Origin of the sequence: Bacillus cereus group sp. MYBK95-2 (genome assembly GCF_051915225.1) — a bacterium.
In the GTDB taxonomy this organism is placed as follows: Bacteria; Bacillota; Bacilli; order Bacillales; family Bacillaceae_G; genus Bacillus_A; species Bacillus_A cereus.
Map to the genome: position 1 here is coordinate 113,044 of NZ_JBQAEH010000002.1, position 24,115 is coordinate 137,158.

The window sequence follows — 24,115 nt, forward strand, 5'->3', positions numbered from 1 at the left end:
ACCTCAAATTCTATTTGTTGTACATTATATATGTAAATTGAGTAAGAAAGGGAAATTTCACACTTTCCACACATTTATTTGTTATTTTACAATTATAACGAAATCATCCGAAGATGGAGGGAATCTTTTGAGAAAGTATGTTTTTCTTCTCTGTTTTTTATTTCTACTAGTAGGGTGTCAAGGAAGTTCATATACACCAATTGCTAAAGATAAAAATGTTATTATAACTACGAATATAAAAGAAGGCAGCATTAGTTTTATTGATAAAAAAGATAAAAAGTTAATTACGACATGGGAACTAAATGAGCCAATGGCCGGAATCACACTGCTTCCAAATGGCGATGAAATACTTGTATACGGTAAGCAATTAGAATATATGTATGTATATTCACTAGCGGAAGGAAGGCAAGTGGGAAAATATAAAACTGGAAAGGGCATTGTAAATGTGGTGGTATCAGCAGATAAAAAACAATTATTTGCTGCTGATCAAAATGTTCAAAAGGTAAGATTCTTTACGATAAATGGGAAAGAGACAGGAAGTGTTTCAACAGGAAAAGGGCCTATAACGATGGTAGAGTATCAGAATCGGTTATCTGTACTAAACTTTTATGATACGAAACTAACGACAATTGATACGAAGAAAAAAGAAGTTATTCAATCCTTTATGATTCCGCCAGCATCAACAGGAGCGACGATTAGTCCTGATGGGAAAGAAATATGGATTGGCGGACATGGTGATGGAAATCAAGTAAATGAGAAAGTGTTAGTGTATTCTTTACAGAGTGGAGAAATGGTGCGTTCTTTACACGCTCCATTTATGCCTGTGAATATAACGAAGGATAGTAAGTACGTATATGCACTCAGTCATGGATCGAATACACTTAGAAAGTTTGATATTAGCACATATAAAGAAATAGCTTCTGTAGAAGTAGGGTCGAATCCATTTGCATTTTTTGAGAGCGGAGCAGAAGGGTATGTAGCCAGTTATGATAGTGATGAAGTGTGCGTTATAGATATGAAGAATTTGAAAATAAAACAAACAATTAAAGTCGGAAAAGGACCGTTTCAACTCATAGAGAGGGAAGGGAAGGACAATGAATAAATATAGAGTGCTAGTTGTAGATGATGAAAGTGATATGAGACAGCTTGTTGGAATGTATTTGGATAACTTTGGATATGAGTGGGGAGAAGCTGAGAATGGAAAAGAGGCTCTTAAAAAGCTAGAAACGGATCATTATGATTTCGTTGTATTAGATATAATGATGCCAGAAATGGATGGACTTTCAGTTTGTAAAGAAATTAGAAAAACGTCAGATGTGCCGATTATATTTTTAACGGCAAAAGGTGAAGAGTGGAATAGGGTGAACGGCTTACGTATGGGAGCAGATGACTATATTGTAAAACCGTTTAGTCCTGGTGAATTGGTTGCCCGTATGGAAGCTGTGCTAAGAAGATATACAAAGCAAGAACAGCAAGAAGAGATTCAATTTGGACCAATTCTTATCAATGAAAAAAGTAGACGAATAGAGGCGGGTGGTGAGCCGATTTCTCTTACTGTAAAAGAGTTTGATTTATTATATTTTCTTTGCCAACATACAGGACAAGTATTTAGCCGGGAGCAATTACTTGAAAAGGTATGGGGATATGATTATGCCGGAAGTACAAGAACGGTAGATACGCATGTGAAAACGATGCGCTTGAAGCTTGGAGAAAGTGGAAACTACATTCAAACTGTTTGGGGTGTAGGCTATAAATTTGAGGTGTAACGTATGTTTACGATGGTACAAAAACTTTGGCTTACAGTAGTATGTGCAGTATGTGTAACAGTGTCCTTTCTTTATTTCGTATCTTTATACTCGTATGAAAAATTATACGTTGATAATTTAAAAGCTTCGTTAGTAATGGAAGGAAAAAGTCTTGCTGCTCAATATGATAAGCGTGAAGGAATATCAACTTTTGAAGAGAAAGTAAGATCGTTTGATCAAATATCTAGTTCAGACGTTATTTTCGTGTCTAATCCGCGTGATTTAAGTGCATGTTTGCCTTTTGATGTGCATCATCATTCTCTTATAAGTGAAGGAGATAGGCAAACGCTATTAGACGGGAAAACTGTGACAAAAATAGGATATGAAGAACATTTTGACCGTAATATTATGGGGGTTGTCATCCCTGTATTGGAAAATAAAAAATTAGTCGGAATTGTCTATTCGTATATTCCTTTAAAAAGTATAAAAGATTTAATCTATGATATGGGTCTTATTTTAGCACCGTTAGCAATTGCTATGATTTTAATTACGATATGGGTTGGAAGGAAAATTATAATTGCAATTACGAAGCCACTTTCGCAAATGGAGCGGGTTGCAAATCATTTGGCTACGGGAGATTTTTCGGAGCGGATTACAGTTTCTTCAGAGGATGAAATTGGACGATTAGGAAAAGCATTTAATAAAATGGCAAATTCATTAGAAACAGAAGATGTAAAGCGTAAGGAATTTTTAGCAAATGTTTCGCATGAACTTAGAACACCACTTAGTTATATAAAAGGGTATAGCGAGGCTATTTTAGATGGTGTTGCAAAGGGACCGCAGCAGGAAAAAGTAACGCAGCTAATTCATAAAGAAGCAGGTCGTATGCAGCGTCTCGTTCATGACTTGTTAGACTTAGCACAATTAGAAGGTGAGCACTTTCCGTTAAAGAAGCAACCTATCGTTTTTTCACAGCTGATTGAAGACGTATTAGATACGTATGAGATTAAGTTTATAGAAAAGGAAATTCATATTTCAACCAATTTAAATCCAGAGGTCATTGTCATGATTGATGAGGATCGTATGCAACAAGTGCTTCATAATGTGTTAGATAATGCGATACGGTATACAAATCAAAAAGGAAATATCGTTATAACTTTAGAGCAAATCGATGATTACTGTGAATTAAAAATAAAAGATACAGGAATTGGTATTGATATAGAACATTTGGAGAATCTTGGAGAACGCTTTTACCGAGTTGATAAAGCGAGAAGTCGTCAACACGGTGGAACAGGTTTAGGCCTTGCTATTGTGAAACAAATTGTTCATATACATGGTGGACAGTGGAAAATTGAAAGTGAAAAAGATAAGGGAACAACGGTTATTATTAAACTGAATGTACAGGATGAGGGGAGCATGTTCTAATTTTTAGGACATGTTCTTTTTATTGAAGAAAATATTTATCCCGCTATTCGCCGGGCAGTAAGACACTCACCTCAAAATTCAACGGAAGCAAAGAAGTTAGGTGGAGGCCCTGCTGCCCGTAAAAGCCCGATTGGTGAGAGCTAATAATCAGTGGGCGATGAACAAAACCCCACTGATTAAAGTTTCACTTTACACGTAAAATATAAATTAATATGTAATAAATATCGAAAATTTGACTATTTTATGAACAAAACATTTGTACTTCTTATCAATTCGGTCTAAAATAGTTATGATGCAAAGTTCTTATAAATCGTTTCAATTGTTGTTTGGAAGATACTGAGGTGATTTAACTGGAGTACAAATCTATTAAACCGAAAAAAATTTACGAAGAAGTATCTGAAGCTATTTTAACAATGATTAAAAATGGTACGTTAAAACCTGGTGACAAACTACTCCCTGTGCATCAATTAGCTGAGCAGTTTCAAGTTGGCAGATCTGCTGTTCGTGAAGCGCTAAGTGCGCTAAGAGCGATGGGCTTAATTGAGATGAAACAAGGAGAAGGTACATATGTGAAGAACTTCGATTCTTCTTCATTAACGAAATCATTAAACAATAGATTATTAATGAAGAAAGAAGATATTTTGAATTTATTAGAAGTACGAAAGGTGCTTGAAGTGGGGGCAGTTCGAGTAGCGGCGGCAAAACGTACGGAAGATAACTTACAAAATATGAAACATTGGTTAGATGAAATGGCAAAGAGCATTGGAGATGAAAAGGCTGGCGAAAAAGCCGATTTTCAATTTCATATGGGAATTGCAGAGTCTTCGCATAATAACATTTTGCTTGAACTCATGAATCATGTTTCAGAGATGATTGCTGAAACAATTGGTGAATCAAGACGCATTATTTTATATGGTGAACAAACGACATCAGAACGACTTATAGAAGAGCATCAAGTTATATATGATGCGGTGTTAAAACAAGATGTAGAATTAGCGCAGCAAGCAATGCTAGATCATTTAACAAATGTAGAACATATTGTCACAGGTAAAAACGATATAAATTCGTAATTTAATCTTTTAAAAATTTAATTTTCTGATAAAATAGAGAAAGATTAAGTAAGCGTTTTCTTTAGAAGAGGGAGAGGATAGGCCATGGTTGAGCCTATTTCTTCTCTACTAAGTCATCTGATGACCATATGTTTGTTGGTGAAGTTGTAAAAAGGGGGAGTAATAGTTATGAAAGTTACTTTATTTGTTACTTGTTTAGTCGATATGTTTGAAACAAATGTCGGCAAAGCAACAGTTGAAGTGTTGGAGCGTTTAGGTTGTGAAATTGAATTTCCAGAAGCACAAGTTTGTTGTGGGCAGCCTGCTTATAATAGCGGCCATGTAGAAGCAGCAAAAGAAGCGATGAAACATATGATTGAAACTTTCGAAGATGCAGAATATATTGTTACGCCATCTGGTTCTTGTGCGACAATGTTTCATGAGTATCCGCATGTTTTCAAAGATGATCCAAAGTGGGCTAAACGTGCACAAAAAGTTGCTGATAAAACTTATGAATTTACACAGTTTATTGTAGATGTTTTAAAAGTTACAGATGTTGGTGCAAGTTTACCAGGGATAGCTACTATTCATAAATCATGTCATATGACGCGTATGCTTGGAGTAAAAGAAGCACCAGGAATTTTATTATCAAATGTAAAAGGATTAACTGTGAGAGATTTGCCAAACGTGCAAAATTGTTGCGGGTTTGGGGGAACGTTTTCAGTTAAGATGACTCCAATTTCTGAGCAAATGGTAGACGAAAAAGTAGATAGTGTCATGGAAACAGGTGCAGATTATTTAATCGGTGCAGATTGTGGGTGTTTGTTAAACATTGGCGGACGTATTGAGCGTTTAGGAAAAGAAGTAAAAGTAATGCATATTGCTGAGGTACTGAATAGTCGCTCATGAAGGGGGAACATAAGCTATGTCTATGAAAATCAGTGAGAAAAAATTTAATGATCGCGTTGGTGATGGAATTCAAGATTCGTTTATGCGCGGAGCAGTATCTTCTGCACAAACGCGTTTATATACGAATCGCTTAAAAGCTGCAGATGAATTAGGAAACTGGGAAGAGTGGCGTGAACTAGGTGAACAAATTCGTCAACATACGTTAGAAAATCTGGATTATTACTTAATGCAGTTAAGTGAAAATGTATCAAAAAGAGGCGGACACGTGTACTTTGCGAAGACGAAAGAGGAAGCTGCAAAGTATATTCAAGACGTTGCCAAAAAGAAACAAGCGAAAAAAGTAGTAAAATCAAAGTCGATGGTAACAGAAGAAATTAGTATGAACCATGCGCTTGAAGAGATTGGCTGTGAAGTATTAGAGAGTGACTTAGGAGAGTATATCTTGCAAGTAGATAATGATCCACCTTCACATATTATTGCACCTGCACTTCATAAAAATAGAACGCAAATTCGCGATGTATTTAAAGAAAAGCTAGGCTATGAAAATTCTGATGACCCATATGAAATGACAAAGTTTGTTCGTAAACAACTTCGTGAGAAATTTATGGATGCAGAAATTGGTGTAACTGGTTGTAACTTTGCTGTTGCCAATACTGGATCTCTTTGTTTAGTAACGAATGAAGGTAATGCAGATCTTGTTATGTCAATTCCTAAAACACAAATTGCGGTAATGGGTATGGAACGTATGGTTCCGACAATGGAAGAATTAGATGTTTTAGTTGGTTTACTATGTCGTAGTGCAGTAGGTCAAAAATTAACAAGTTATGTAACAGTAGCAGGACCAATTCAAGAAGAGGAAGTTGATGGACCTGAAGAATTCCATTTAGTGGTTGTTGATAATGGTCGCTCTCAAATTCTTGGATCTGAATTCCGTTCCGTATTACAATGTATTCGTTGCGCTGCTTGTGTTAACGTATGTCCTGTATATCGTCACGTTGGTGGACATTCATATGGATCGATTTACTCAGGACCAATCGGTGCGGTATTAACACCGCTTCTAGGTGGATATGATGATTACAAAGAGCTTCCTTATGCATCTAGTTTATGCGGAGCATGTACAGAAGCTTGTCCAGTAAAAATTCCATTGCATGATTTATTATTAAAACATCGTCAAGTCATCGTTGAGCAAGAAGGTCGTGCACCACTTGCAGAAAAACTAGCGATGAAAATGTTTAGTATGGGTGCTTCTTCAGCTGCTTTATATAAAATGGGTTCAAAAATGGCACCAGCGGCAATGAGTCCATTTACATCTGGTAATCGTGTATCAAAAGGTGTTGGACCACTTAAAAACTGGACGGATATTCGTGAATTCCCAGCTCCAAGTAAAGAACGATTCCGTGATTGGTATAAAGATCATAAGAAAGGCGGGGATAAATAATGACAGGATTAATTCAAAACCGTGATGCCTTTCTAGATAACATTGCAAAAGAACTTGGGCGCGCACGTAAAACAGAAGGTGTAGAGCGTCCAGTATGGAAAAGTAATGTGAATATAGAAACGTTAAAAGATTATTCACAAGAAGAATTACTAGAAGTGTTTAAAAAGCAATGTACAAACATTCATACAACTGTAGTAGAAACGACAAATGACCGTTTAGGTGAAGACCTTCAAAAAGTAATCATGGAAAACGGCGGGGGACCTATTTTATTATCAGCAGATGATCGTTTTGATGCATATGGTTTAACATCTTTATTTAAAGAAGAACTTCCAAAGCGAGACGTTGAAGTAAACGTATGGGATCCAGAGAGAAAAGACGAAAATATGCGTTTAGCTGAAAAAGCGAATATTGGTATTGCATTTAGTGATTATACATTAGCCGAATCTGGTACAATTGTTGTACAAAGTCATAAAGGGCAGGGACGTTCTTTACACTTTTTACCGACTGTATATTTTGCTATTATTCCACGTGAAACACTTGTGCCTCGTATTACACAAGCAGTTCAGGATATGAACTCACGCGTAGAAAATGGGGAGACAGCGGCATCTTGTATTAACTTTATTACAGGGCCAAGTAACTCGGCTGACATTGAGATGAATCTTGTTGTCGGAGTACATGGACCATTAAAAGCAGTATATTTCATCGTATAAAAGAGGGGAAAGCAGGCCGGAAAATGGCCTGCTTTTTTAGTAGAATAAAGGATAATATGAAGTAGAAGTTCTCTCCTTTTTTTGCTATGTTTTTTGGGAAAGGAGAGGAAGGGATGTTCACTTATTTATATGCACTGTTAGCAGGGATGGTGTTTGGTTCTTTTTTTATGTTAGTTGCGGTGAGGGTTCCATTAGGTGCGTCTATTATTACCCCGCGTTCACATTGTTATTATTGCAAATATGTGCTAAGGCCAAAAGAACTAATCCCCATCATTTCATTTTATATACAAAGAGGCTGTTGTACGAATTGTAAGAGGAAAATTCCAATTATATATGTAGCATTTGAATGTATAACAGGAAGTATATTTCTTCTTACCGTGTATATGATTGGAATAGAACGAGAACTTATTATCATTTTATCCCTTTTTTCGCTACTTCTTATTATTTCAGTTACAGATTACTTATATATGTTAATTCCTGATTGTATTTTAATTTCGTTTGCGGTTTTACTCATTCTCGAAAGTGTTTTTGTACAATTAGTTACTTGGACAGATAGTATAGTTGGTAGTGGTGTTATATTCCTTTTGTTATATTGCATGCAAAAGATATATCCAGAAGGGCTTGGCGGAGGAGATATAAAACTACTTTCGTTACTTGGTTTTATAGTAGGAGTGAAGGGAGTTTTTATCGTTTTATTTTTAGCATCTTGTTTTAGTCTTTGTTTTTTCGGGATTGGTATCGGATTAAAACGTATAGAAGTACGAAAGCCAATTCCATTTGGTCCTTTTATTAGTCTTGGGGCAATGTGCTATGTATTAGCTGTTTATTCAAATTAGAGAGGGAATCGAAAATGAACGTATATATGGATGATCAAAGAAGTTGCCCGTTCGGGTATGTGTCCGCAACTACAGTAGAATGTGCCTTGCAAATGGTTCGGGATTATGATGTGAATATTCTTTCCCTTGATTATAATATGGGCTGGGGAGCAAAAAATGGACTAGATTTTGTAGAAGCTTTTTGTACAGAGGGATTATATGTAAATGAAATTCACCTTCATACGAATGATGTCATCGGTATGCACAAGATGAAACAGAGAATGGATAAGGGAAAGGAAGAAGGAGAAATTAATCCTCACCTTGTTGTTAAATACGTGGGAAGCTAAAAACTCCAAAGTAAAACTTTGGAGTTTTTAGTGTTTCATATGTGCTTGTAAAGGAATAATCTCTTCTTGTTGAGCTACTGCGATTTCAGTTTCTTCCTGTTGAACTTCAGGTGTTTTCTTTGTTAAGTAGTGGTATACCATACCGACAAATACTGATCCGCCAATAATGTTACCGATTGTAACAGGAATTAAGTTATGAATAGCACCTGAAAAAGAAATTGTCTCAGGATGCGGTGAAACTAAAGATAAAGCAAAGAGTGATAAGTTTGCAATACTATGTTCGTAACCAGATAAGAAGAATGTGAAAACAAGTAGCATCATGACTATTATTTTTGCTGTGTCACCTTTAACCTGAGAAGGTAAGAAACAAGCAAGACATACGAGCCAGTTACATAAAATGGCTTTAAAGAATAACTGCATTGTAGGTGTGTTCATCTTTCCTTCAACGACTTTATTCATTAAGTGACCGTGATCAATTGCTTCAAAAATTCCAGTTGCGTAAAATAGTAAGGCAAAGAATAACGCGCCGGCTAAGTTACCTGCATAACAAGCAACCCAGTTACGTAGTGTATCAGAAATCGTTGTTTCTTTTCTTAAAGTTGCTACAGTAAAGTACATTGTGTTCCCAGTAAACAATTCAGCACCGCCATATATAATAAGTACGAGAGCAATCCCGAAAAACATAGAAGCAGCTAAATAAGTTGCTGGTGAATCTGCAATGTGAAAAAAGTTACCTAATTTAAAACATAGTACAATAATAAAACCGATATAAATACCCGCAAGTGCAGCACGAATGAAATATTGCATTGGGTTTGTATCTAGTATTTTCTTTTTGCTTTTAGCCAGTTTGACAACATAATCTAGTCCTTGTTCTAGCATGAGTAATACGCTCCTTTAGTAAATCTTCTATAAATACTCCTTATATGAATAAAGTACATGGAATTGTTCTCACTTTCAATAAGTTTGTGCAATGTTTCACAAAAAGGACATACATACATTAAGAAAACGTTTACAAAAGGTAGTATAATGGAATTTTTTCTGGACATTGAGAGGAAGAAAGAAAAAAGAAAAAGCGCTGTAATTACAGCGCTTTTTCGTCTAAATTCTTTTCTACTTTTACTTCTACTTCTTTTGAGAAGAACCAACCACCAACTGCGATTCCGACTAATACAATCCAGAATGTAAGCTTCCACGGAGTGGATTCTGGGAATGAATGTGGAATTACATTTAATGCAGGGTGTGCTAATGTATAAACTGCTAGCTTCACACCAACCCAACCTACAATTAAGAATGCTGCGGTTTCAAGTCCTGGTTTACGTTTTAAGATTTGTACGAAAGCAGTTGCTGCAAATCGCATAATGATTAATCCGATAAGTCCACCTACAAAGATAACAGCGAATTGCCCAGTATCAAGACTACCAATTGTACCTAATCCTGTTTTTGGTAAAGTCATTGCTAGTGCAACAGCAGCTAAAATTGAATCAACTGCGAAGGCGATATCAGCAACCTCAACTTTAAATACAGTCCACCAAAAGTTCTCTTGTTTTTTCTTTGCTTCTTTTTCTTCTGTTTCTTCATCTGTATTCTTTTCAACATATGTTTTAAATAAGTGATTACCAGCGATAAACATAAGGTAGATGGCACCAATTGCTTGCACTTGCCATACATCGACTAAGAACGAAATCATAAATAACGATCCAAATCGGAAAACAAATGCCCCCGCTAATCCATAAAATAGTGCTTTCTTTCGTTTTTCTTCTGGTAAATGTTTTACCATAATTGCAAGAACAAGAGCGTTATCAGCCGCTAAAATCCCTTCAAGTGCAATTAGGATGAGTAATACCCAACCATACTCCAATAATAATGATACATCCATGTACATTCTCCTCTCATTTCTATAAGTTCTAAATAAGTGAAGAATTTCCCCACTATTTAGTTTCCCCATACTCCTGCCTATTAACTTTGGAAAAATCTGGAAGTGAATGCAAAAAAGACCTCTGCCGTTAATAGGCAAAGGTCTTGCTAGACATATGTAATAAAAAATGCCAACAAAGCCGGAAGAACTAAGTTCTACGTAATGACGACTTTGTTTCCAAGAAATATTCTTGGACGCTACTCCCCTTTGGAGATATGTTATTGTATTCTCATTATATGGATAATTTATACGGTTGTCAACCTGTTAAAATATCTTCATTCGGATATTTTATTTTCAGGTTCTTTTTACGAGCAAATGAAAAAGCCAATGTTAAAGGACCCATTTTCCCGAAAAACATCATAAAGATAATAATAGCTTTTCCGATTATAGTTAAGTGGGGTGTTAAATTCATACTGAGGCCAACAGTCCCAAATGCTGAAAATACTTCGAAAGCACTCATCAATAGAGGAACTCGCTCAGTAATACTCAAAATTAAAATAGCAAAAAAGATAAATGAAATGGAAATAATAGTAATGGTTAATGATTTGACAATGAGAGTATCTTTAATGGATTTTTTAAATACGACAATATCCTCTTGTTCTTGTAAAAATTTAAATACGCCAAAAAATATGATTAAAAATGTTGTTAACTTAATCCCACCACCAGTTGAAGCGCTACCAGCACCAATAAACATAAGGAGCATCATTAATAGGAGAGAAGGTTTTGACAATGTAGAAATATCAACAGTATTAAACCCGGCAGTTCGCGTTGAAATTGCTTGAAAATAAGAGGCCAATCCTTCTTCAAATGGGGTAAAACCTCTCATAGAAAGGGAGTTATGGAACTCGAATATAAAAATAAAAAGGGTAGCAATAATGTTGACGATTAGAGTAGAAGAGAGCATAAGTTTTGAATGTAGTGTAAGGTTTTTAAAGTTTTTCTTTCTTTTTATGTCTACGATTACTGTAAAACCAATTCCACCTAAGATGATGAGAGAGGAAATGACGAGATTGACAAGAATGCTATGAGAATGGGACATTAAATTATCGCTCCACACAGAAAAGCCAGCATTGTTAAAGGCTGAGATTGAATGGAAAAAACTATAATAGATCCCTTTCATAACCCCATATTTTGGTACCCATTCAAAAGAAAGAATTATAGTAGCGATACATTCGACTGTAAAAGAGAATAAAAATAATGCTTTGGCAAGACGGATGATGCCGCCGATATTCGTTTGATTTAATGCTTGTTGCAGTAAAATTCGATTTTGAAGACCGATTTTTCTTCCGAGCATAATCGCAATTAAGACAGCAAAGCTCATAATGCCAAGCCCGCCAACTTGTATAAGCGTTAAAATGACACATTGTCCAAACAAAGTAAATACTTTTCCAGTATCTACAACACCAAGCCCAGTAACAGTACAAGCGGAAACGGTTGTAAATAAGGCATCGAGCCATGAAATGGACGTTGTCGTAGCAATGGGTAGTTTTAATAAACATGTGCCGACAACTGATAATACAAGAAAAGACAAAGTAAGAACGCGGGGAGGGCTCATGCTAATATTAATCCGTTTCATTTTACAGATCGCTCCTTTCGTTTTGATTAGTATGTGAAAAAGCACCATTATGTATGTTGAAAATAGAAAGAGGCAGAGAATATCTGCCTCTAAGCCATATGTTATATTATTATCCACGTAATTGTTGTTGAGCTAAAGCAACAAGACGTTTTGTTACTTCACCGCCAACTGAACCGTTAGAACGAGATGCTGTATTAGATCCTAAGCTTACACCAAATTCTTGTGCAATTTCATATTTAAATTGTTCAAGTGCTTGTTCTGCACCTGGAACTAATAATTTGTTTGTTTTTACCATGTTGATACACATCCTTATGAGTAGTCCAGTTCAGCTAAGTTCTTATCTAAACTGGTAACGTTATTTTATGTGGAAACGACGTACTCATACGCGGAAGTAATCGGTGCGATTAGAAGTTCTTGGATAGAAAAAAGAGTAGCAAATTTGCTACTCTTTTTTTAGTATTGTCGCTGTTCCTTCCACGACAATATCATCTGATTGATTATATATGTTTGTTTGCAGCGTAATGATTTTTTTATCATCACGCTTTTTAATAACCTCTGCCACAACGCGAAGTGTATCACCGATTTTGACAGGGGCACGGAATGAAACATTTTGGGATAAATAAATCGTATTTTTGCCTGGGAGTTTCGTTCCAAGGATGGTAGAAATAAAACTCGAAACGAGCATACCGTGAGCAATACGTTCTTTAAACATTGTCGTTTTTGCAAAAGAATCTAAAATGTGAATAGGATTCACATCCCCAGTCAATTTTGCAAAATTGATAACATCTTCATCTGTAATTGTTTTTGTAAGGGATGCTTGATCACCGACTTGAATCTCATCATAGCGAAGCTCCGGAACAGTTTGTGCTTCTTGAAATGGATTCATTTTGTCCTCCTTCTTTTCCATATCGAAAAATGTTAGCCATCTTGATGTAGTAGGAGGAAGAAAGAGTTTTGTTTGTGCTGCGGTTAGCTCCCACATTTTTCTTACTTGATGGAAGTAAATAGATTTTTTGAGTTTTCCTCGAACTTTTTTGCGAGTTCCAACTGTTTTGACTTGAACTCTTCCAAAAAACCCTCTAACTGTTTTTGAGCCTCTTCACGTTGTAATTGTTGTTGCTCAATAAATTGTTTTGTTGTTTCTTCAAATTGGCCGCTTGTTTGGGTAAGAATTGACAATGATGTTTTTGTAGGAGAAACAGTAAGCTGATGCATATGAGCAGAAAGTTCCTTCCATTTGTCCTGCCACTCGTTAATTTGATCATTTAAGGAGTTTCCAGTTAATTGTTTCACGTAATCTGTATATTGGTTATTGAACTGAGCAGTGAGTTGTTGTAGTTCTTTTTCTAGTTCATCTACTCCTGATGTTAATTTATGCAAAGCGTCTTGTTGTTGTTTTAATGTTTCTAAAGTAAGTTGCTCTAATTGCTTCCCAGCTGAAGAGAAAAGGGAAAGTGATTGAGACCAGTTTTTCCAAAATGCATCGACTAATTCGTATGGTTTAGTTTCCATTGTTTGACCCCCAAATGTTTTTTTGCATATTGTGAACGCAGATTACTCTGCTGTACCACCAGGTGAAGATGAAGAATCCTTTTCATCCTTTTCTGGAGAAGTAGAAAATGGAAAGAATGCATTGGTGTATAACGTGAAAAACGTTCGCAACATATTTTGATAATGTTCAAAAGAAGTCGCACATGTTGTTAAATATTGCTCTCCATATTCAGTTAAAGAATAAATTCTTTTTGCCGGCCCTCCATCGCTTGTATCCCAAGTAGAAGAAATAAGGTTTTCTTTTTCTAATTTGCGTAGTGTTCTATAAACATTACCTTGGTCAACAGAAGAAAAGCCGATATCCATTAGCATTTGAATAAGTTTGTAACCATGAAGACTCCAGTCTTTTAGACAGAGAAGTAAGAAGGGAACTAAGAAGTTTTTTGGCATGGAGTTTGGTTGTTTCGCTTGGTTGCTCTCCAAACTTTCGCGTTGTTCTGGTTCATTTTGTAGCATGATTGTGCATCACCTCATGAATCAGTTAGATGGAATTTTTTGCTTATAAGTGCAATTTACACCTATCTGTTTTTAAAGTCAACACATTTGTTAGAAAATAGAAAAAAATAAAATATAGACTTGAAGTTTTATTCAGAATATTAGAAAATAGTGAATAGGTTGAATTGTTTCAAAAACGAAAAAGGGAGTGTAGGTAAAGTGATTGATCAAAAATTCGATCCACTACAAGCATGGAAAAATGCTTATGAACAAACCGAAACATTTTGGGGAAAAGCGCTCAATGAAACAATTAAAACAGAAGAATATTCTGCTTGGATGGGCAGCGTTCTAGATTTGAATTTGTTTTATCAAAAAGCATTAAATGATACGACAAAAAACTATTTAGAACAAGTAAATGTGCCGACGAAAGAGGATATCGCAAGAGTGGCTACGCTTGTTATTAACTTAGAAAATAAAGTAGATAACATTGAGGAGTTTCTAGAGGAGAAAGTAGATTCTTTAGGGCAAGCTCCTACATTAAAGCGTGATGTAACGAAAGTAAAACAAGATATTCGTACGCTTGAAACAAAAGTAGATCAAATTTTAGAATTGCTAGAAAAGCAAAATGCAGTACTAGCTAAACTACAAGTACCTGTAAAAGAAGAGGTAAAGCCTGCGAATAAACCAGAAAATAAAAAATGATAAAAGCGCTTGTTTATAACAGATAAAAGAGAGAGGGAGAATCTCTTTTCACGTATAAACAGCGAAACATAATTATATATGGACTCTATAGTATGAGTACCAAAATGATTCATAACAATCGTTCACAAATTCATTTAAGGGGGAAAAGAAATGGTTCAATTAAATGGAAAAGTAGCAATCGTAACAGGTGGAGCAAAAGGAATTGGAAAAGCAATTACAGTAGCATTAGCACAAGAGGGAGCGAAAGTAGTTATTAACTATAATAGCAGTAAAGAAGCAGCTGAAAATTTAGTAAATGAATTAGGAAAAGACGGACATGACGTTTATGCAGTGCAAGCGGATGTTTCTAAAGTAGAAGATGCAAACCGACTTGTAGAAGAAACTGTGAATCATTTTGGTAAAGTTGATATTCTTGTTAATAATGCTGGTATTACAAGAGACCGTACATTCAAAAAGTTAAATCGTGAAGATTGGGAGCGCGTAATTGACGTGAATTTAAGCAGCGTATTTAATACGACAAGTGCGGTTCTTCCATACATAACGGAAGCAGAAGAAGGAAGAATTATTAGCATTTCTTCTATTATTGGTCAAGCAGGTGGATTTGGCCAAACAAACTACTCAGCAGCAAAAGCGGGTATGTTAGGATTTACAAAATCATTAGCGTTAGAACTTGCAAAAACAAATGTCACTGTAAATGCTATTTGCCCAGGATTTATTGATACTGAAATGGTAGCAGAAGTACCAGAAGAAGTACGTCAAAAAATCGTTGCAAAAATCCCGAAAAAACGTTTTGGTCAAGCTGATGAAATTGCAAAAGGTGTAGTATACCTATGCCGTGACGGTGCGTATATCACAGGTCAACAATTAAACATTAACGGCGGATTATATATGTAATGAAGTAAGAAAAAAGTGCATATCCATAGCAGGAATGCACTTCTTTTTTTTAAGAAGGAAATCGACCAAAAAGGAGATAGAAAAATGACTACATTCGCAACAGAATGGGAAAAGCAATTAGAGCTATACCCAGAAGAGTACCGAAAAGCATACCGCCGAGTGAAAAGGGCGAGTGAAATTTTATTACGTGAACCAGAGCCGCAAGTCGGATTAACGCCGAAAGAGGTTATTTGGACGAAGAATAAGACGAAGCTTTATCGCTACATTCCAAAACAAGAAAAAACACAAAGAGTTCCAATTCTGTTAATATATGCTCTTATTAATAAACCATATATTATGGATTTAACTCCTGGAAATAGTTTAGTGGAATATCTAGTGGATCGTGGTTTTGATGTATATATGCTTGATTGGGGCACATTTGGTTTAGAAGATAGTCATTTGAAATTTGATGATTTCGTGTTTGATTATATTGCAAAAGCAGTAAAAAAAGTAATGCGAACTGCAAAATCGGACGAGATTTCTTTACTTGGTTATTGCATGGGTGGAACGCTAACTTCTATTTATGCAGCGCTTCATCCGCACATGCCAATTCGTAATTTAATTTTCATGACAAGTCCTTTTGATTTCTCTGAAACAGGATTGTATGGTCCTTTATTAGATGAGAAATACTTCAATTTAGATAAAGCGGTTGATACATTTGGAAATATTCCGCCAGAAATGATTGATTTCGGAAACAAAATGTTAAAGCCAATTACGAACTTTGTTGGTCCATATGTTGCTCTAGTAGATCGTTCAGAGAATGAACGCTTCGTCGAAAGCTGGAGATTGGTTCAAAAGTGGGTTGGTGATGGTATTCCGTTCCCAGGTGAATCATACAGACAGTGGATTCGTGATTTTTATCAAAATAATAAATTGGTTAAGGGTGAACTCGTTATTCGCGGACAAAAGGTAGATCTTGCAAATATTAAGGCGAATGTCTTAAATATTTCCGGGAAACGTGATCATATCGCTTTGCCATGTCAAGTAGAAGCATTACTAGACCATATTTCTAGCACAGATAAACAATATGTATGTTTACCAACAGGGCATATGTCTATCGTTTACGGTGGAACAGCTGTAAAACAAACATATCCGACGATTGGAAATTGGCTTGAAGAGCGTTCTAATTAAAAATAAAAAATCCAACTAGCCTATGTTAGTTGGATTTTTTTATGAAAAATAACAAAACATAGAAAGGAGAAATTTATATTTTAGGAGTATAATTATGAAACTTATGACAGGTAAGTTGTTTTGGAATACAGGAGTTTCAGTACCTTGTTATCCACCGTTAGGAAATGATATGATATGTGATGTGCTTGTAGTCGGAAGTGGCGAAGCAGGTGCCCATATAGCGTATTCTTTAGCGAAAATAGGTATGAGTGTAATGCTTATTGAAAAAAGAGAAATTGCATGTGGTAGTACATTTGCAAATGTAGGTGTATTACAGTTTCTTCATGATAAATCGTTAACCTCACTTATCCATACATTTGGTGAAGAAAAAGGGGTACGAGCATATAAACTGTGTTACGAAGCGTTACGGACAATGGAGAAAGTGGTACCTACTCTCGATATTGATCCCTATTTTATTCCGAGAAGTAGTTTATATTATGCAAGTAAAAGTGAGGATGTCTCATTTTTACAAGAGGAGTACAATACGTTACAGAATTATGGATTTCCTGTTGAGTATTTTACAGAATCTGATATTAAGAAACGTTATCCTTTTATAAAACAAGCGGCATTATATACACACGGTGATGCCGAGGTGAATCCGTATTTATTAGCGCACAGTCTTTTGCATAAAGCAAATCAAATGGGAGCTAATATATATGAACATACAGAGGCAATACATATAAAAAAACGTAAAAATGATTTAATTTGTTACACGAAAACAGGAAATCAAATTGTAGCAAAGAATATTATTATGGCGACAGGTTATGAAGCGCTTTTTGGAAAGAAAGAAAGAAAAAATACAACAGTAGACACCTCTTATGCAATTGTAACAAATGAAATAGATCAGTTTGAAGGCTGGCATGAGCGATCGTTAATTTGGGAAACGGCACGGCCCTACTTATATTTTCGAACGTATCGAAACCGCATTATTGTAGGCGGATTAGATGAAGCGCTGCAAATTCAAACAATTGGTGATACGAAATTATTGCATAAGCGTGATATCCTTATTAATATTGTAAAAGAGATGTTCCCGCAGTATAAAAATATACAGGCAGACTACTATTGGGCAGCCGCGTTTGGTGGTACTCATGATGGTCTCCCCATTTTAAAAGAAGACGAAAAGATACATAATTTGTTTTACGCATTGCCGTATGGAGGTAATGGAACTGTATATGGAATGGTCTTTGCCAAATTATTTGAGCAGTTATTTACAAATAAAGAAAGTAAAGATTTTTCTTTATTTAATCGATAGAAAAAAGGTAGCGAAGTGATGGAATGAGAGATATAAAAAAGTTTTTACAAAAATTACGTCCTGTACAACTCATCGTTTTGTTTTATTTGTTAGCAGTAGTTGTATCGGTGATATTGCTTAGTTTACCGTTTGTTACGAAGCCTGGTGTGAAATGGACATTTATAGATGCGCTTTTTACATCGGTTAGTGCGGTAAGCGTTACGGGACTGTCTGTTATTACGATTTCAGATACGTTTACTACAGCAGGAATTATTGTCTTAGCCCTTATTCTACAATTAGGCGGCTTAGGAATTATGGCGCTTGGTACATTTGTTTGGATCATTACGGGGAAAAAGATTGGTTTGCAAAGAAGAAGATTAATTATGGCAGACCATAATCAAGGGAATTTATCGGGTCTTGTAGAATTGATGCGTTCTATTTTGATTGTAATTATTTCAATAGAACTTATTGGAGCAATCCTATTAGGTACAAGATTTTTACTTTACTTTCCGACTTGGCAAGAAGCTTATTTTCACGGTTTCTTTGCAGCTGTTAGTGCGACTACGAACGGCGGATTTGATTTAACAGGACAATCATTAATTCCTTATAAAAAAGATTATATTGTTCAAATGATTCATATGTTACTAATTATTTTAGGAGCGATTGGTTTCCCTGTGCTAATGGAAGTGAAACAATTCCTTAGTAAAAGGAGACAACAATTATTCCGTTTTTCATTATTTACAAAATTGACGACAACAACATTTTTTGCACTCGTTGTTGTTGGTACAATTATGATTTTTTTACTGGAGAGAAATCATTTTTTAGTAGGAAAGTCATGGCATGAAACTGTATTTTATACATTATTCCAATCTGTGACGACGCGAAGTGGTGGACTTGCTACGATGGATATACGTGAATTGTCACAACCGACGCTTTTATTTATGAGTATATTAATGTTTATAGGGGCATCTCCAAGTTCGGTTGGGGGCGGAATACGTACAACAACATTTGCTGTTAGTATATTGTCACTATATACCTTTGCAAGGGGTGGTAGAACAGTTAGAGTCTTCAAACGTCAGCTACATGAAGAGGATGTACTGAAAGCATCTGTCGTTATGACGATGGGGATTTTGTTATGTGCTACTGCGCTATTCATTTTATCTATTACGGAAAATGTACCGCTTATGAGCTTAATTGTTGAAGTTTGTTCTGCTTTCGGAACGACGGGACTATCAACAGGTGTTACGCCTGATTTAACAACTGTTGGGAAACTTGTACTTATTGTGCTTATGTTTATCGGACGCGTTGGTATTTTAACATTTATTTTAGCTAGTGGTGGAAGGGAACAACCACCTCGCTATAAATACCCGAAAGAGCGGATTATTATTGGATAGTATGAAACCATTCTACCTACGTTAGGTAGAATGGTTTTTTAGTCGTTAATTCCAAATTGTGGATGCATAAAAGCTTCATTTTTATTATCCGCTTCGTTTTTTAGCAACTCTTGATTTTCTTCTGAAATCCACCCAATATCATTTGTAGGATGGATCCACTCATCGCCAGCCATAATGGCAGGATCTATTTTATCACTCCAATTGTTAAGTGGACTGTTCTCGGAATTATATTTACTGTCTCCAATTACAACATCATATTGATTCACAAAAGGTTGTTGCATCGTTTTTCCTGTTCCTTTAAAAGATGGAAAATTCATTTGATGCGGGAGCGTTTCGTCTAAAATTGGTGATTGAATCTTTTCTTTTTTCTTCAAAATTATCGCTCCTTTTTATAATGATTTCTTCATACGTAGTATTTCCATCTAACGCCTCTTATGTACTTGTTAACACTTGCCAGTAATAATTATTTTAAGTTGTTTCAAACTAGAGTAGAAAGTGATTTCTTGAGAGCAGGTGAATGTATTGGTAAAAAGAAAAGTGAAACAAAATGCGGCAATCAATAATAATAAAACTCCGAAAGAAAGCTTACCAGATGCAGAATTTGCATTAGAGTATGAAGGAGAAAATAGCGCAAAGTATGCTAATCGTAATTCAAAAAAAGGGAAACAAAAATGAGGCGTTTTTTACAAACGCCTCATTTTTTTGTGGGATTATAAAGGTTTTTTTAATTATTTGTAAATTTAGTGTTTTCTATTAGCAGAAAAATGCGAAAAAACATAGAAGTAGCAACGTATTACACAAAAACAAACAACAAACAAAAGATTAATGTTGGTTTAATACTGCTTTTACACTAGTTGTTTATATTTGAGTTGTACATAAGATTTGTAAAAGGAGAGAGAAACAGTGAAAAAAACAATCTTTAAAGCTGTAGCGACTGGAATGGTATTTTCGTTATTAATGGGGTGTGGTGCAAAGAAGGAAGAAAGTGCTGGAGCGAAAGTGAAAGATGACAAATTATCTGGATCATTAACTGTTTACACAGCAATTGAAGAAGAGCTTGTACCAATTTATCTTGATTCCTTTAAAAAGAAATATCCTGATGTGAAATTGAACATTGTACGTGATTCAACAGGAGTTATTACTGCGAAATTGCTAGCTGAAGGGAAAAGTACACAAGCAGATGTTGTATGGGGAACTGCGGCATCAAGTCTATTAGCTTTAGATAAAAAAGATATGTTAAAAGGATACTCTCCAAAAGGAGCAGATCGTGTTCTTCCGCAATTTAAAGATGATAAGCAACCTGAAAAATGGGTAGGAAATACTGCATTTATGACGGGGATTGCTGTAAATAAAGAAGAGTTAAAGAAGAAAAATTTACCGATGCCAGAATCATATGAAGATTTAACGAAACCAGAGTATAAAGGAACACTTGTTATGCCACATCCAGCATCATCTGGAACAGGATTTTTAACAGTTTCTGCATGGCTACAAATCATGGGTGAAGATAAAGGCTGGGATTACATGAAGAAACTTCATGATAATATGGCAAGTTATACGCATTCAGGATCAAAACCAGCGAAATTAGCAGGAGCAGGTGAATATCCAGTCGGTGTATCAATGGTTTATAGTGCTTTAAAAGAGAAACAAAAAGGTGCACCAGTTGAAGTTGTACTGCCGAAAGAAGGATTAGGGTGGGAAGTAGAAGCGAACGCACTTATTAAGAAAGATAATGCGAAAAATGATAAATTAGCACAAGCATTTTTAGATTGGGCAATTACTGATGATGTAATGAAGTTATACTTTGAGAAAAATGGATTTGCGACAATTAAAAATGATTATAAACTTCCAGAGGGATTCCCGAAAGATGTTACTGAAAAATTATATAAAAAGAATGACTTTAAATGGGCAGCAGAAAATCGTGACAAAATTTTAGAAAAATGGGAAAAAGAGTTTGGCCAAAAAGCAGAACCGAAAAAGTAAGTGAGTGGGAGAGAGAAAAATGAGCGAATATTTATCAATTCAACACATTCAAAAACAGTTTGATGCATTTACAGCGTTAAAAGATATTTCTTTTACTGTGAACAAAAATGAGTTTGTTTGTTTATTAGGCCCGAGTGGCTGTGGGAAAACGACGTTGCTTCGCATTTTAGCGGGACTAGAGGAACCAACGACTGGCAGTATAGCTGTGAATGGAAAAGATATTACAGCATTGCCTCCTGGAAAGAGAAACTTCGGAATGGTTTTCCAATCGTATGCTTTATTTCCGAATTTAACAGCACTTGAAAATATTGAATACGGCTTAAAGACAAAAAAATATGGGAAAGCAGAAGTGAAAGAGAAAGCGCTAGATGCGTTAAAACTTGTAGATTTGCTGAATGTAAAAGATAAATATCCTGCTCAAATGTCTGGTGGACAACAGCAGCGAGTAGCACTTGCACGTGCGCTCGCTCTGTCTCCAGATATTTTGTTACTCGATGAGCCGTTATCAGCTTTAGATGCAAAAGTGCGTGAAAAATTACGTAGGGAAATGCGTGATTTGCAAGAGAAAATAGGAGTAACGACGATTATGGTAACGCATGATCAAGAAGAGGCATTAACAATGGCTGATAAAATTGTTGTAATGAATCATGCGGAAATTATGCAGATTGGAACACCAGAGGAGATTTATCAAAGACCAGCCAATCCGTTTGTGGCAGATTTTATTGGTTCTATTAATTTCTTTTCGAAAAATAACGAAGAACATGCAATTCGTCCTGAACATGTAACAATTGTACAAAAGGACGGTATTAAAACAGTTGTGGAAAGTATGGAATTTCGCGGATCTGTATATCGGACGGAAGTGCGAGTCTTAGAAGAAAACACACACCTTTATAATGAGAAAATTGTAGTGGATATATTAGCATCAGAAGTAGAAGCAACGGCTATTAGAAAAGGAAAGCCGATTCAAATCTCTTTCTCAGAAAATCATATGTTGTCATATGGAAAGAAGGTCATTGTATAGATGGAGATGTTAGAAAACTATAAGGTAGAAAGTACGAAAAAAAAGATTAAGAGAAGTATAGGGAAAGAGGAATGGATCCAACGGCTCGTAATTATCGGTATGATTTTTTCTTTCCTTATCATACTTGTATTACCGCTATTACAACTATTTACACAGGCTTTTTATAATAAAGATGGAGTTTTCGTTGGTTTAGCGAATTTCAGTAAATATTTCACAACACCAACTTTAGTTCAGTCTTTACAAAATACAGTATGGATTTCGGGCGCAACAACAATTATTTCAGTTGCAATCGCATTCGTTTACGCATATGCAATTGCCCGTACGAATGTTTTTGGAAAGCGTGTATTTCAGTATGTAGCGTTATTACCATTGTTCGCACCAACGATGATGCACGGTATAGCACTTACATATTTATTTGGTAATCAAGGGCTAGTAACGAAAGGAATGTTTGGTTTATTTGAAGGTATACAAATCCCTTTATATGGACCAGTAGGAATTGTAATAGCTGAAGTTATGTATACATTTCCACAAGCCTTTCTTATATTGCTAATTGCCTTCCAAGGATCTGATTATCGTTTATATGAAGCTTCTAATATGTTAGGGGCGAGTAAAACAAAGCAATTTTTCACGGTTACTTTACCTAGTGTAAAGTACGGATTAATTAGTGCAATGTTTGTTGTGTTTACACTTAGTTTTACTGATTTTGGGGCACCAAAAATTGTTGGTGGTCAATATAATGTGCTTGCTACTGACGTATACAAACAAGTAATTGGACAGCAAAATATGCCGATGGGTGCAACTGTCGGAATGATTTTATTAATCCCAGCTATATTCGCATTTGTAGTTGATCGTATTACGCAAAGAAAGCAGGCGAATTTCTTATCTTCAAAAGCAGTACCATACAGAATAATAGCTAATAAGAAAAGAGATGTAATCTCATTCATATATTGTAGTGTGATTACACTTATGATCATTCTATTATTTGTTGCAGTTGGTATTGCTGCAAGTGTGAAAGTATGGCCATATAATATGAGTTTTACATTTGAGCATTTTAATTTTTCAAGTTTAACAGGAGATGGACTTGAAGCATTTAAAAATAGCGTAATTGTTTCAGCAGTTACAGCAGTTATTGGGGCGATTTTAACATTTGTATTCGCATATGCAATTGAGAAAATAGACCAGCTACAATTTTTCAGAAAAACAGGTTACTTTTTCTCTATAGTGCCGTTAGCGATACCAGGTTTAGTACTCGGATTAGGATATGTCTTTTTCTTTAGTCAACCAACGATTCAAATTCTTGGACTATCAGTAACGAATCCGTTTCATTCTTTATACGGAACAATCGCTGTATTAGTACTAGTAAATATCATTCATTTTTATTCTGTAACATTTGTCACGGCAACGACTGCCTTAAAGAAATTAGACCGAGAGTTTGAGCTTGTTTCGCAGTCGATGGGTATTCCGTTTTATAAAACATTCTTCCGAGTAACAGTACCAATGTGTTTACCAGCAATTTTAGAAATGGTAATGTACTACTTCGTAAATTCAATGGTAACTGTATCGGCAGTTGTATTCCTATATGCAGCTGATTTTAAACTAGCTGCCGTATCAATCGTAAATATGGATGATGCAGGAAATGTAGCACCAGCAGCTGCAATGAGTGTACTTATTGTTGTTACAAATATTGTAGTGAGAGTTGTATATGAATGGGGAACGAAAGCACTTCGTAACCGAACTTCACAATGGCAAAAAAGATAAGTAAGAAGGGT

26 protein-coding genes are annotated in these 24,115 nt (G+C 35.5%); 18 read left to right on the top strand and 8 right to left on the bottom strand.

Translation table 11 applies throughout. The annotated features are described in order from the left end of the window. The first annotated feature begins 127 nt into the window (after positions 1-127). The 9 genes from ACTFN4_RS07480 to ACTFN4_RS07520 all read left to right on the top strand — a co-directional run bounded on the left by ACTFN4_RS07480 (position 128) and on the right by ACTFN4_RS07520 (position 8,438). Positions 128-1,102 (top strand): YncE family protein, encoded by a 975-nt coding sequence (locus tag ACTFN4_RS07480; protein ID WP_001234154.1) that lies wholly within the window; start codon positions 128-130, stop codon positions 1,100-1,102. Beyond that, entirely contained in the window at positions 1,095-1,766 is a 672-nt protein-coding gene (locus ACTFN4_RS07485) for a response regulator transcription factor (protein ID WP_001046398.1), read from the top strand. The genes ACTFN4_RS07480 and ACTFN4_RS07485 overlap by 8 nt, the downstream gene beginning before the upstream one ends. Positions 1,767-1,769: 3 nt before the next feature. Then, complete coding sequence (locus tag ACTFN4_RS07490) at positions 1,770-3,170, top strand: sensor histidine kinase (protein ID WP_000494796.1); 1,401 nt, start codon at positions 1,770-1,772, stop codon at positions 3,168-3,170. 380 nt (positions 3,171-3,550) lie between these two features. Then, a complete protein-coding gene (locus ACTFN4_RS07495; RefSeq protein WP_254904515.1) occupies positions 3,551-4,240 on the top strand; it encodes a FadR/GntR family transcriptional regulator in 690 nt (229 codons plus the stop codon). A 168-nt stretch (positions 4,241-4,408) separates the two neighbouring features. Next, positions 4,409-5,128 (top strand): (Fe-S)-binding protein, encoded by a 720-nt coding sequence (locus ACTFN4_RS07500; protein WP_000869148.1) that lies wholly within the window; start codon positions 4,409-4,411, stop codon positions 5,126-5,128. A gap of 16 nt (positions 5,129-5,144) precedes the next feature. Further along, a complete protein-coding gene (locus tag ACTFN4_RS07505) occupies positions 5,145-6,566 on the top strand; it encodes a LutB/LldF family L-lactate oxidation iron-sulfur protein (RefSeq protein WP_000061930.1) in 1,422 nt (473 codons plus the stop codon). Beyond that, a complete protein-coding gene (locus ACTFN4_RS07510; protein ID WP_000147187.1) occupies positions 6,566-7,276 on the top strand; it encodes a LutC/YkgG family protein in 711 nt (236 codons plus the stop codon). Before ACTFN4_RS07505 ends, ACTFN4_RS07510 begins: the two co-directional genes overlap by 1 nt. A 113-nt stretch (positions 7,277-7,389) precedes the next feature. After that, positions 7,390-8,112 (top strand): prepilin peptidase, encoded by a 723-nt coding sequence (locus ACTFN4_RS07515; RefSeq protein ID WP_000495726.1) that lies wholly within the window; start codon positions 7,390-7,392, stop codon positions 8,110-8,112. Positions 8,113-8,126: 14 nt separating this feature from the next. Further along, positions 8,127-8,438: a cyclic-phosphate processing receiver domain-containing protein gene (locus tag ACTFN4_RS07520; RefSeq protein ID WP_001103770.1), complete on the top strand. Its 312-nt coding sequence runs from the start codon at positions 8,127-8,129 to the stop codon at positions 8,436-8,438. Between the two features lie 27 nt (positions 8,439-8,465). Here the strand turns inward: ACTFN4_RS07520 and ACTFN4_RS07525 are convergent, their stop codons facing one another. The 7 genes from ACTFN4_RS07525 to phaQ form a co-directional block, all read right to left on the bottom strand. Continuing rightward, positions 8,466-9,317 (bottom strand): formate/nitrite transporter family protein, encoded by an 852-nt coding sequence (locus ACTFN4_RS07525; RefSeq protein ID WP_000893025.1) that lies wholly within the window; start codon positions 9,315-9,317, stop codon positions 8,466-8,468. Between the two features lie 202 nt (positions 9,318-9,519). After that, on the bottom strand, positions 9,520-10,314 hold the full coding sequence (locus ACTFN4_RS07530; protein ID WP_439962198.1) for a TerC family protein: 795 nt from the start codon (positions 10,312-10,314) through the stop codon (positions 9,520-9,522). A 295-nt stretch (positions 10,315-10,609) separates the two neighbouring features. Then, a complete protein-coding gene (locus ACTFN4_RS07535) occupies positions 10,610-11,929 on the bottom strand; it encodes a TrkH family potassium uptake protein (RefSeq protein WP_000822360.1) in 1,320 nt (439 codons plus the stop codon). A gap of 109 nt (positions 11,930-12,038) precedes the next feature. Further along, the gene (locus ACTFN4_RS07540; RefSeq protein ID WP_000241212.1) at positions 12,039-12,224 is read right to left on the bottom strand and encodes an alpha/beta-type small acid-soluble spore protein; all 186 of its coding nucleotides are present in this window, start codon (positions 12,222-12,224) and stop codon (positions 12,039-12,041) included. 147 nt (positions 12,225-12,371) lie between these two features. Then, the gene (locus ACTFN4_RS07545) at positions 12,372-12,815 is read right to left on the bottom strand and encodes a MaoC family dehydratase (protein WP_001067916.1); all 444 of its coding nucleotides are present in this window, start codon (positions 12,813-12,815) and stop codon (positions 12,372-12,374) included. A gap of 101 nt (positions 12,816-12,916) precedes the next feature. After that, on the bottom strand, positions 12,917-13,441 hold the full coding sequence (gene phaP / locus ACTFN4_RS07550; RefSeq protein ID WP_000448594.1) for a polyhydroxyalkanoic acid inclusion protein PhaP: 525 nt from the start codon (positions 13,439-13,441) through the stop codon (positions 12,917-12,919). A gap of 42 nt (positions 13,442-13,483) precedes the next feature. Beyond that, positions 13,484-13,936, bottom strand: a complete 453-nt coding sequence (gene phaQ / locus ACTFN4_RS07555) for a poly-beta-hydroxybutyrate-responsive repressor (protein WP_000939955.1) — start codon at positions 13,934-13,936, stop codon at positions 13,484-13,486. 198 nt (positions 13,937-14,134) lie between these two features. Here phaQ and phaR point away from each other — a divergent pair, with 198 nt between their 5' ends. The 5 genes from phaR to ACTFN4_RS07580 all read left to right on the top strand — a co-directional run bounded on the left by phaR (position 14,135) and on the right by ACTFN4_RS07580 (position 19,345). After that, on the top strand, positions 14,135-14,617 hold the full coding sequence (phaR, locus tag ACTFN4_RS07560; protein ID WP_000566942.1) for a polyhydroxyalkanoic acid synthase subunit PhaR: 483 nt from the start codon (positions 14,135-14,137) through the stop codon (positions 14,615-14,617). A gap of 150 nt (positions 14,618-14,767) precedes the next feature. Beyond that, complete coding sequence (locus ACTFN4_RS07565; protein ID WP_000250409.1) at positions 14,768-15,511, top strand: acetoacetyl-CoA reductase; 744 nt, start codon at positions 14,768-14,770, stop codon at positions 15,509-15,511. Positions 15,512-15,595: 84 nt separating this feature from the next. Further along, on the top strand, positions 15,596-16,681 hold the full coding sequence (gene phaC, locus ACTFN4_RS07570) for a class III poly(R)-hydroxyalkanoic acid synthase subunit PhaC (RefSeq protein WP_000206336.1): 1,086 nt from the start codon (positions 15,596-15,598) through the stop codon (positions 16,679-16,681). 94 nt (positions 16,682-16,775) lie between these two features. Continuing rightward, positions 16,776-17,972, top strand: a complete 1,197-nt coding sequence (locus tag ACTFN4_RS07575) for an NAD(P)/FAD-dependent oxidoreductase (protein WP_000772575.1) — start codon at positions 16,776-16,778, stop codon at positions 17,970-17,972. Positions 17,973-17,995: 23 nt separating this feature from the next. Next, entirely contained in the window at positions 17,996-19,345 is a 1,350-nt protein-coding gene (locus tag ACTFN4_RS07580) for a TrkH family potassium uptake protein (protein ID WP_001204707.1), read from the top strand. A gap of 38 nt (positions 19,346-19,383) precedes the next feature. On the opposite strand, the gene ACTFN4_RS07585 is transcribed toward ACTFN4_RS07580, so the two are convergent. Then, positions 19,384-19,719: a DUF3905 domain-containing protein gene (locus ACTFN4_RS07585; protein ID WP_000726025.1), complete on the bottom strand. Its 336-nt coding sequence runs from the start codon at positions 19,717-19,719 to the stop codon at positions 19,384-19,386. Positions 19,720-19,867: 148 nt separating this feature from the next. On the opposite strand from ACTFN4_RS07585, the gene ACTFN4_RS07590 reads away from it, so the two are divergent. The 4 genes from ACTFN4_RS07590 (at position 19,868) to ACTFN4_RS07605 (ending at position 24,104) form a co-directional block, all read left to right on the top strand. Beyond that, the gene (locus ACTFN4_RS07590; protein ID WP_000240799.1) at positions 19,868-20,020 is read left to right on the top strand and encodes a hypothetical protein; all 153 of its coding nucleotides are present in this window, start codon (positions 19,868-19,870) and stop codon (positions 20,018-20,020) included. Positions 20,021-20,248: 228 nt separating this feature from the next. Beyond that, positions 20,249-21,325 (top strand): putative 2-aminoethylphosphonate ABC transporter substrate-binding protein, encoded by a 1,077-nt coding sequence (locus ACTFN4_RS07595; RefSeq protein ID WP_439962199.1) that lies wholly within the window; start codon positions 20,249-20,251, stop codon positions 21,323-21,325. A gap of 19 nt (positions 21,326-21,344) precedes the next feature. Beyond that, a complete protein-coding gene (locus tag ACTFN4_RS07600; RefSeq protein ID WP_000006197.1) occupies positions 21,345-22,346 on the top strand; it encodes a putative 2-aminoethylphosphonate ABC transporter ATP-binding protein in 1,002 nt (333 codons plus the stop codon). Continuing rightward, positions 22,347-24,104 carry a putative 2-aminoethylphosphonate ABC transporter permease subunit gene (locus tag ACTFN4_RS07605; RefSeq protein WP_000425521.1) on the top strand — a complete coding sequence of 586 codons (1,758 nt, stop codon included), beginning with the start codon at positions 22,347-22,349 and terminating at the stop codon, positions 24,102-24,104. Positions 24,105-24,115: the final 11 nt, after the last annotated feature.

Excerpts from the sequence above, each read along its gene's own strand:
- ACTFN4_RS07485 (WP_001046398.1), top strand. The coding sequence starts at position 1,095 with ATGAATAAATATAGAGTGCTAGTTGTAGATGATGAAAGTGATATGAGA.
- ACTFN4_RS07490 (WP_000494796.1), top strand. The coding sequence starts at position 1,770 with ATGTTTACGATGGTACAAAAACTTTGGCTTACAGTAGTATGTGCAGTA.
- ACTFN4_RS07500 (WP_000869148.1), top strand. The coding sequence starts at position 4,409 with ATGAAAGTTACTTTATTTGTTACTTGTTTAGTCGATATGTTTGAAACA.
- ACTFN4_RS07505 (WP_000061930.1), top strand. The coding sequence starts at position 5,145 with ATGTCTATGAAAATCAGTGAGAAAAAATTTAATGATCGCGTTGGTGAT.
- ACTFN4_RS07510 (WP_000147187.1), top strand. The coding sequence starts at position 6,566 with ATGACAGGATTAATTCAAAACCGTGATGCCTTTCTAGATAACATTGCA.
- ACTFN4_RS07515 (WP_000495726.1), top strand. The coding sequence starts at position 7,390 with ATGTTCACTTATTTATATGCACTGTTAGCAGGGATGGTGTTTGGTTCT.
- ACTFN4_RS07520 (WP_001103770.1), top strand. The coding sequence starts at position 8,127 with ATGAACGTATATATGGATGATCAAAGAAGTTGCCCGTTCGGGTATGTG.
- ACTFN4_RS07525 (WP_000893025.1), bottom strand. The coding sequence starts at position 9,317 with ATGCTAGAACAAGGACTAGATTATGTTGTCAAACTGGCTAAAAGCAAA.
- ACTFN4_RS07530 (WP_439962198.1), bottom strand. The coding sequence starts at position 10,314 with ATGGATGTATCATTATTATTGGAGTATGGTTGGGTATTACTCATCCTA.
- ACTFN4_RS07535 (WP_000822360.1), bottom strand. The coding sequence starts at position 11,929 with ATGAAACGGATTAATATTAGCATGAGCCCTCCCCGCGTTCTTACTTTG.
- ACTFN4_RS07540 (WP_000241212.1), bottom strand. The coding sequence starts at position 12,224 with ATGGTAAAAACAAACAAATTATTAGTTCCAGGTGCAGAACAAGCACTT.
- ACTFN4_RS07545 (WP_001067916.1), bottom strand. The coding sequence starts at position 12,815 with ATGAATCCATTTCAAGAAGCACAAACTGTTCCGGAGCTTCGCTATGAT.
- phaP (WP_000448594.1), bottom strand. The coding sequence starts at position 13,441 with ATGGAAACTAAACCATACGAATTAGTCGATGCATTTTGGAAAAACTGG.
- phaQ (WP_000939955.1), bottom strand. The coding sequence starts at position 13,936 with ATGCTACAAAATGAACCAGAACAACGCGAAAGTTTGGAGAGCAACCAA.
- ACTFN4_RS07565 (WP_000250409.1), top strand. The coding sequence starts at position 14,768 with ATGGTTCAATTAAATGGAAAAGTAGCAATCGTAACAGGTGGAGCAAAA.
- phaC (WP_000206336.1), top strand. The coding sequence starts at position 15,596 with ATGACTACATTCGCAACAGAATGGGAAAAGCAATTAGAGCTATACCCA.
- ACTFN4_RS07575 (WP_000772575.1), top strand. The coding sequence starts at position 16,776 with ATGAAACTTATGACAGGTAAGTTGTTTTGGAATACAGGAGTTTCAGTA.
- ACTFN4_RS07580 (WP_001204707.1), top strand. The coding sequence starts at position 17,996 with ATGAGAGATATAAAAAAGTTTTTACAAAAATTACGTCCTGTACAACTC.
- ACTFN4_RS07600 (WP_000006197.1), top strand. The coding sequence starts at position 21,345 with ATGAGCGAATATTTATCAATTCAACACATTCAAAAACAGTTTGATGCA.
- ACTFN4_RS07605 (WP_000425521.1), top strand. The coding sequence starts at position 22,347 with ATGGAGATGTTAGAAAACTATAAGGTAGAAAGTACGAAAAAAAAGATT.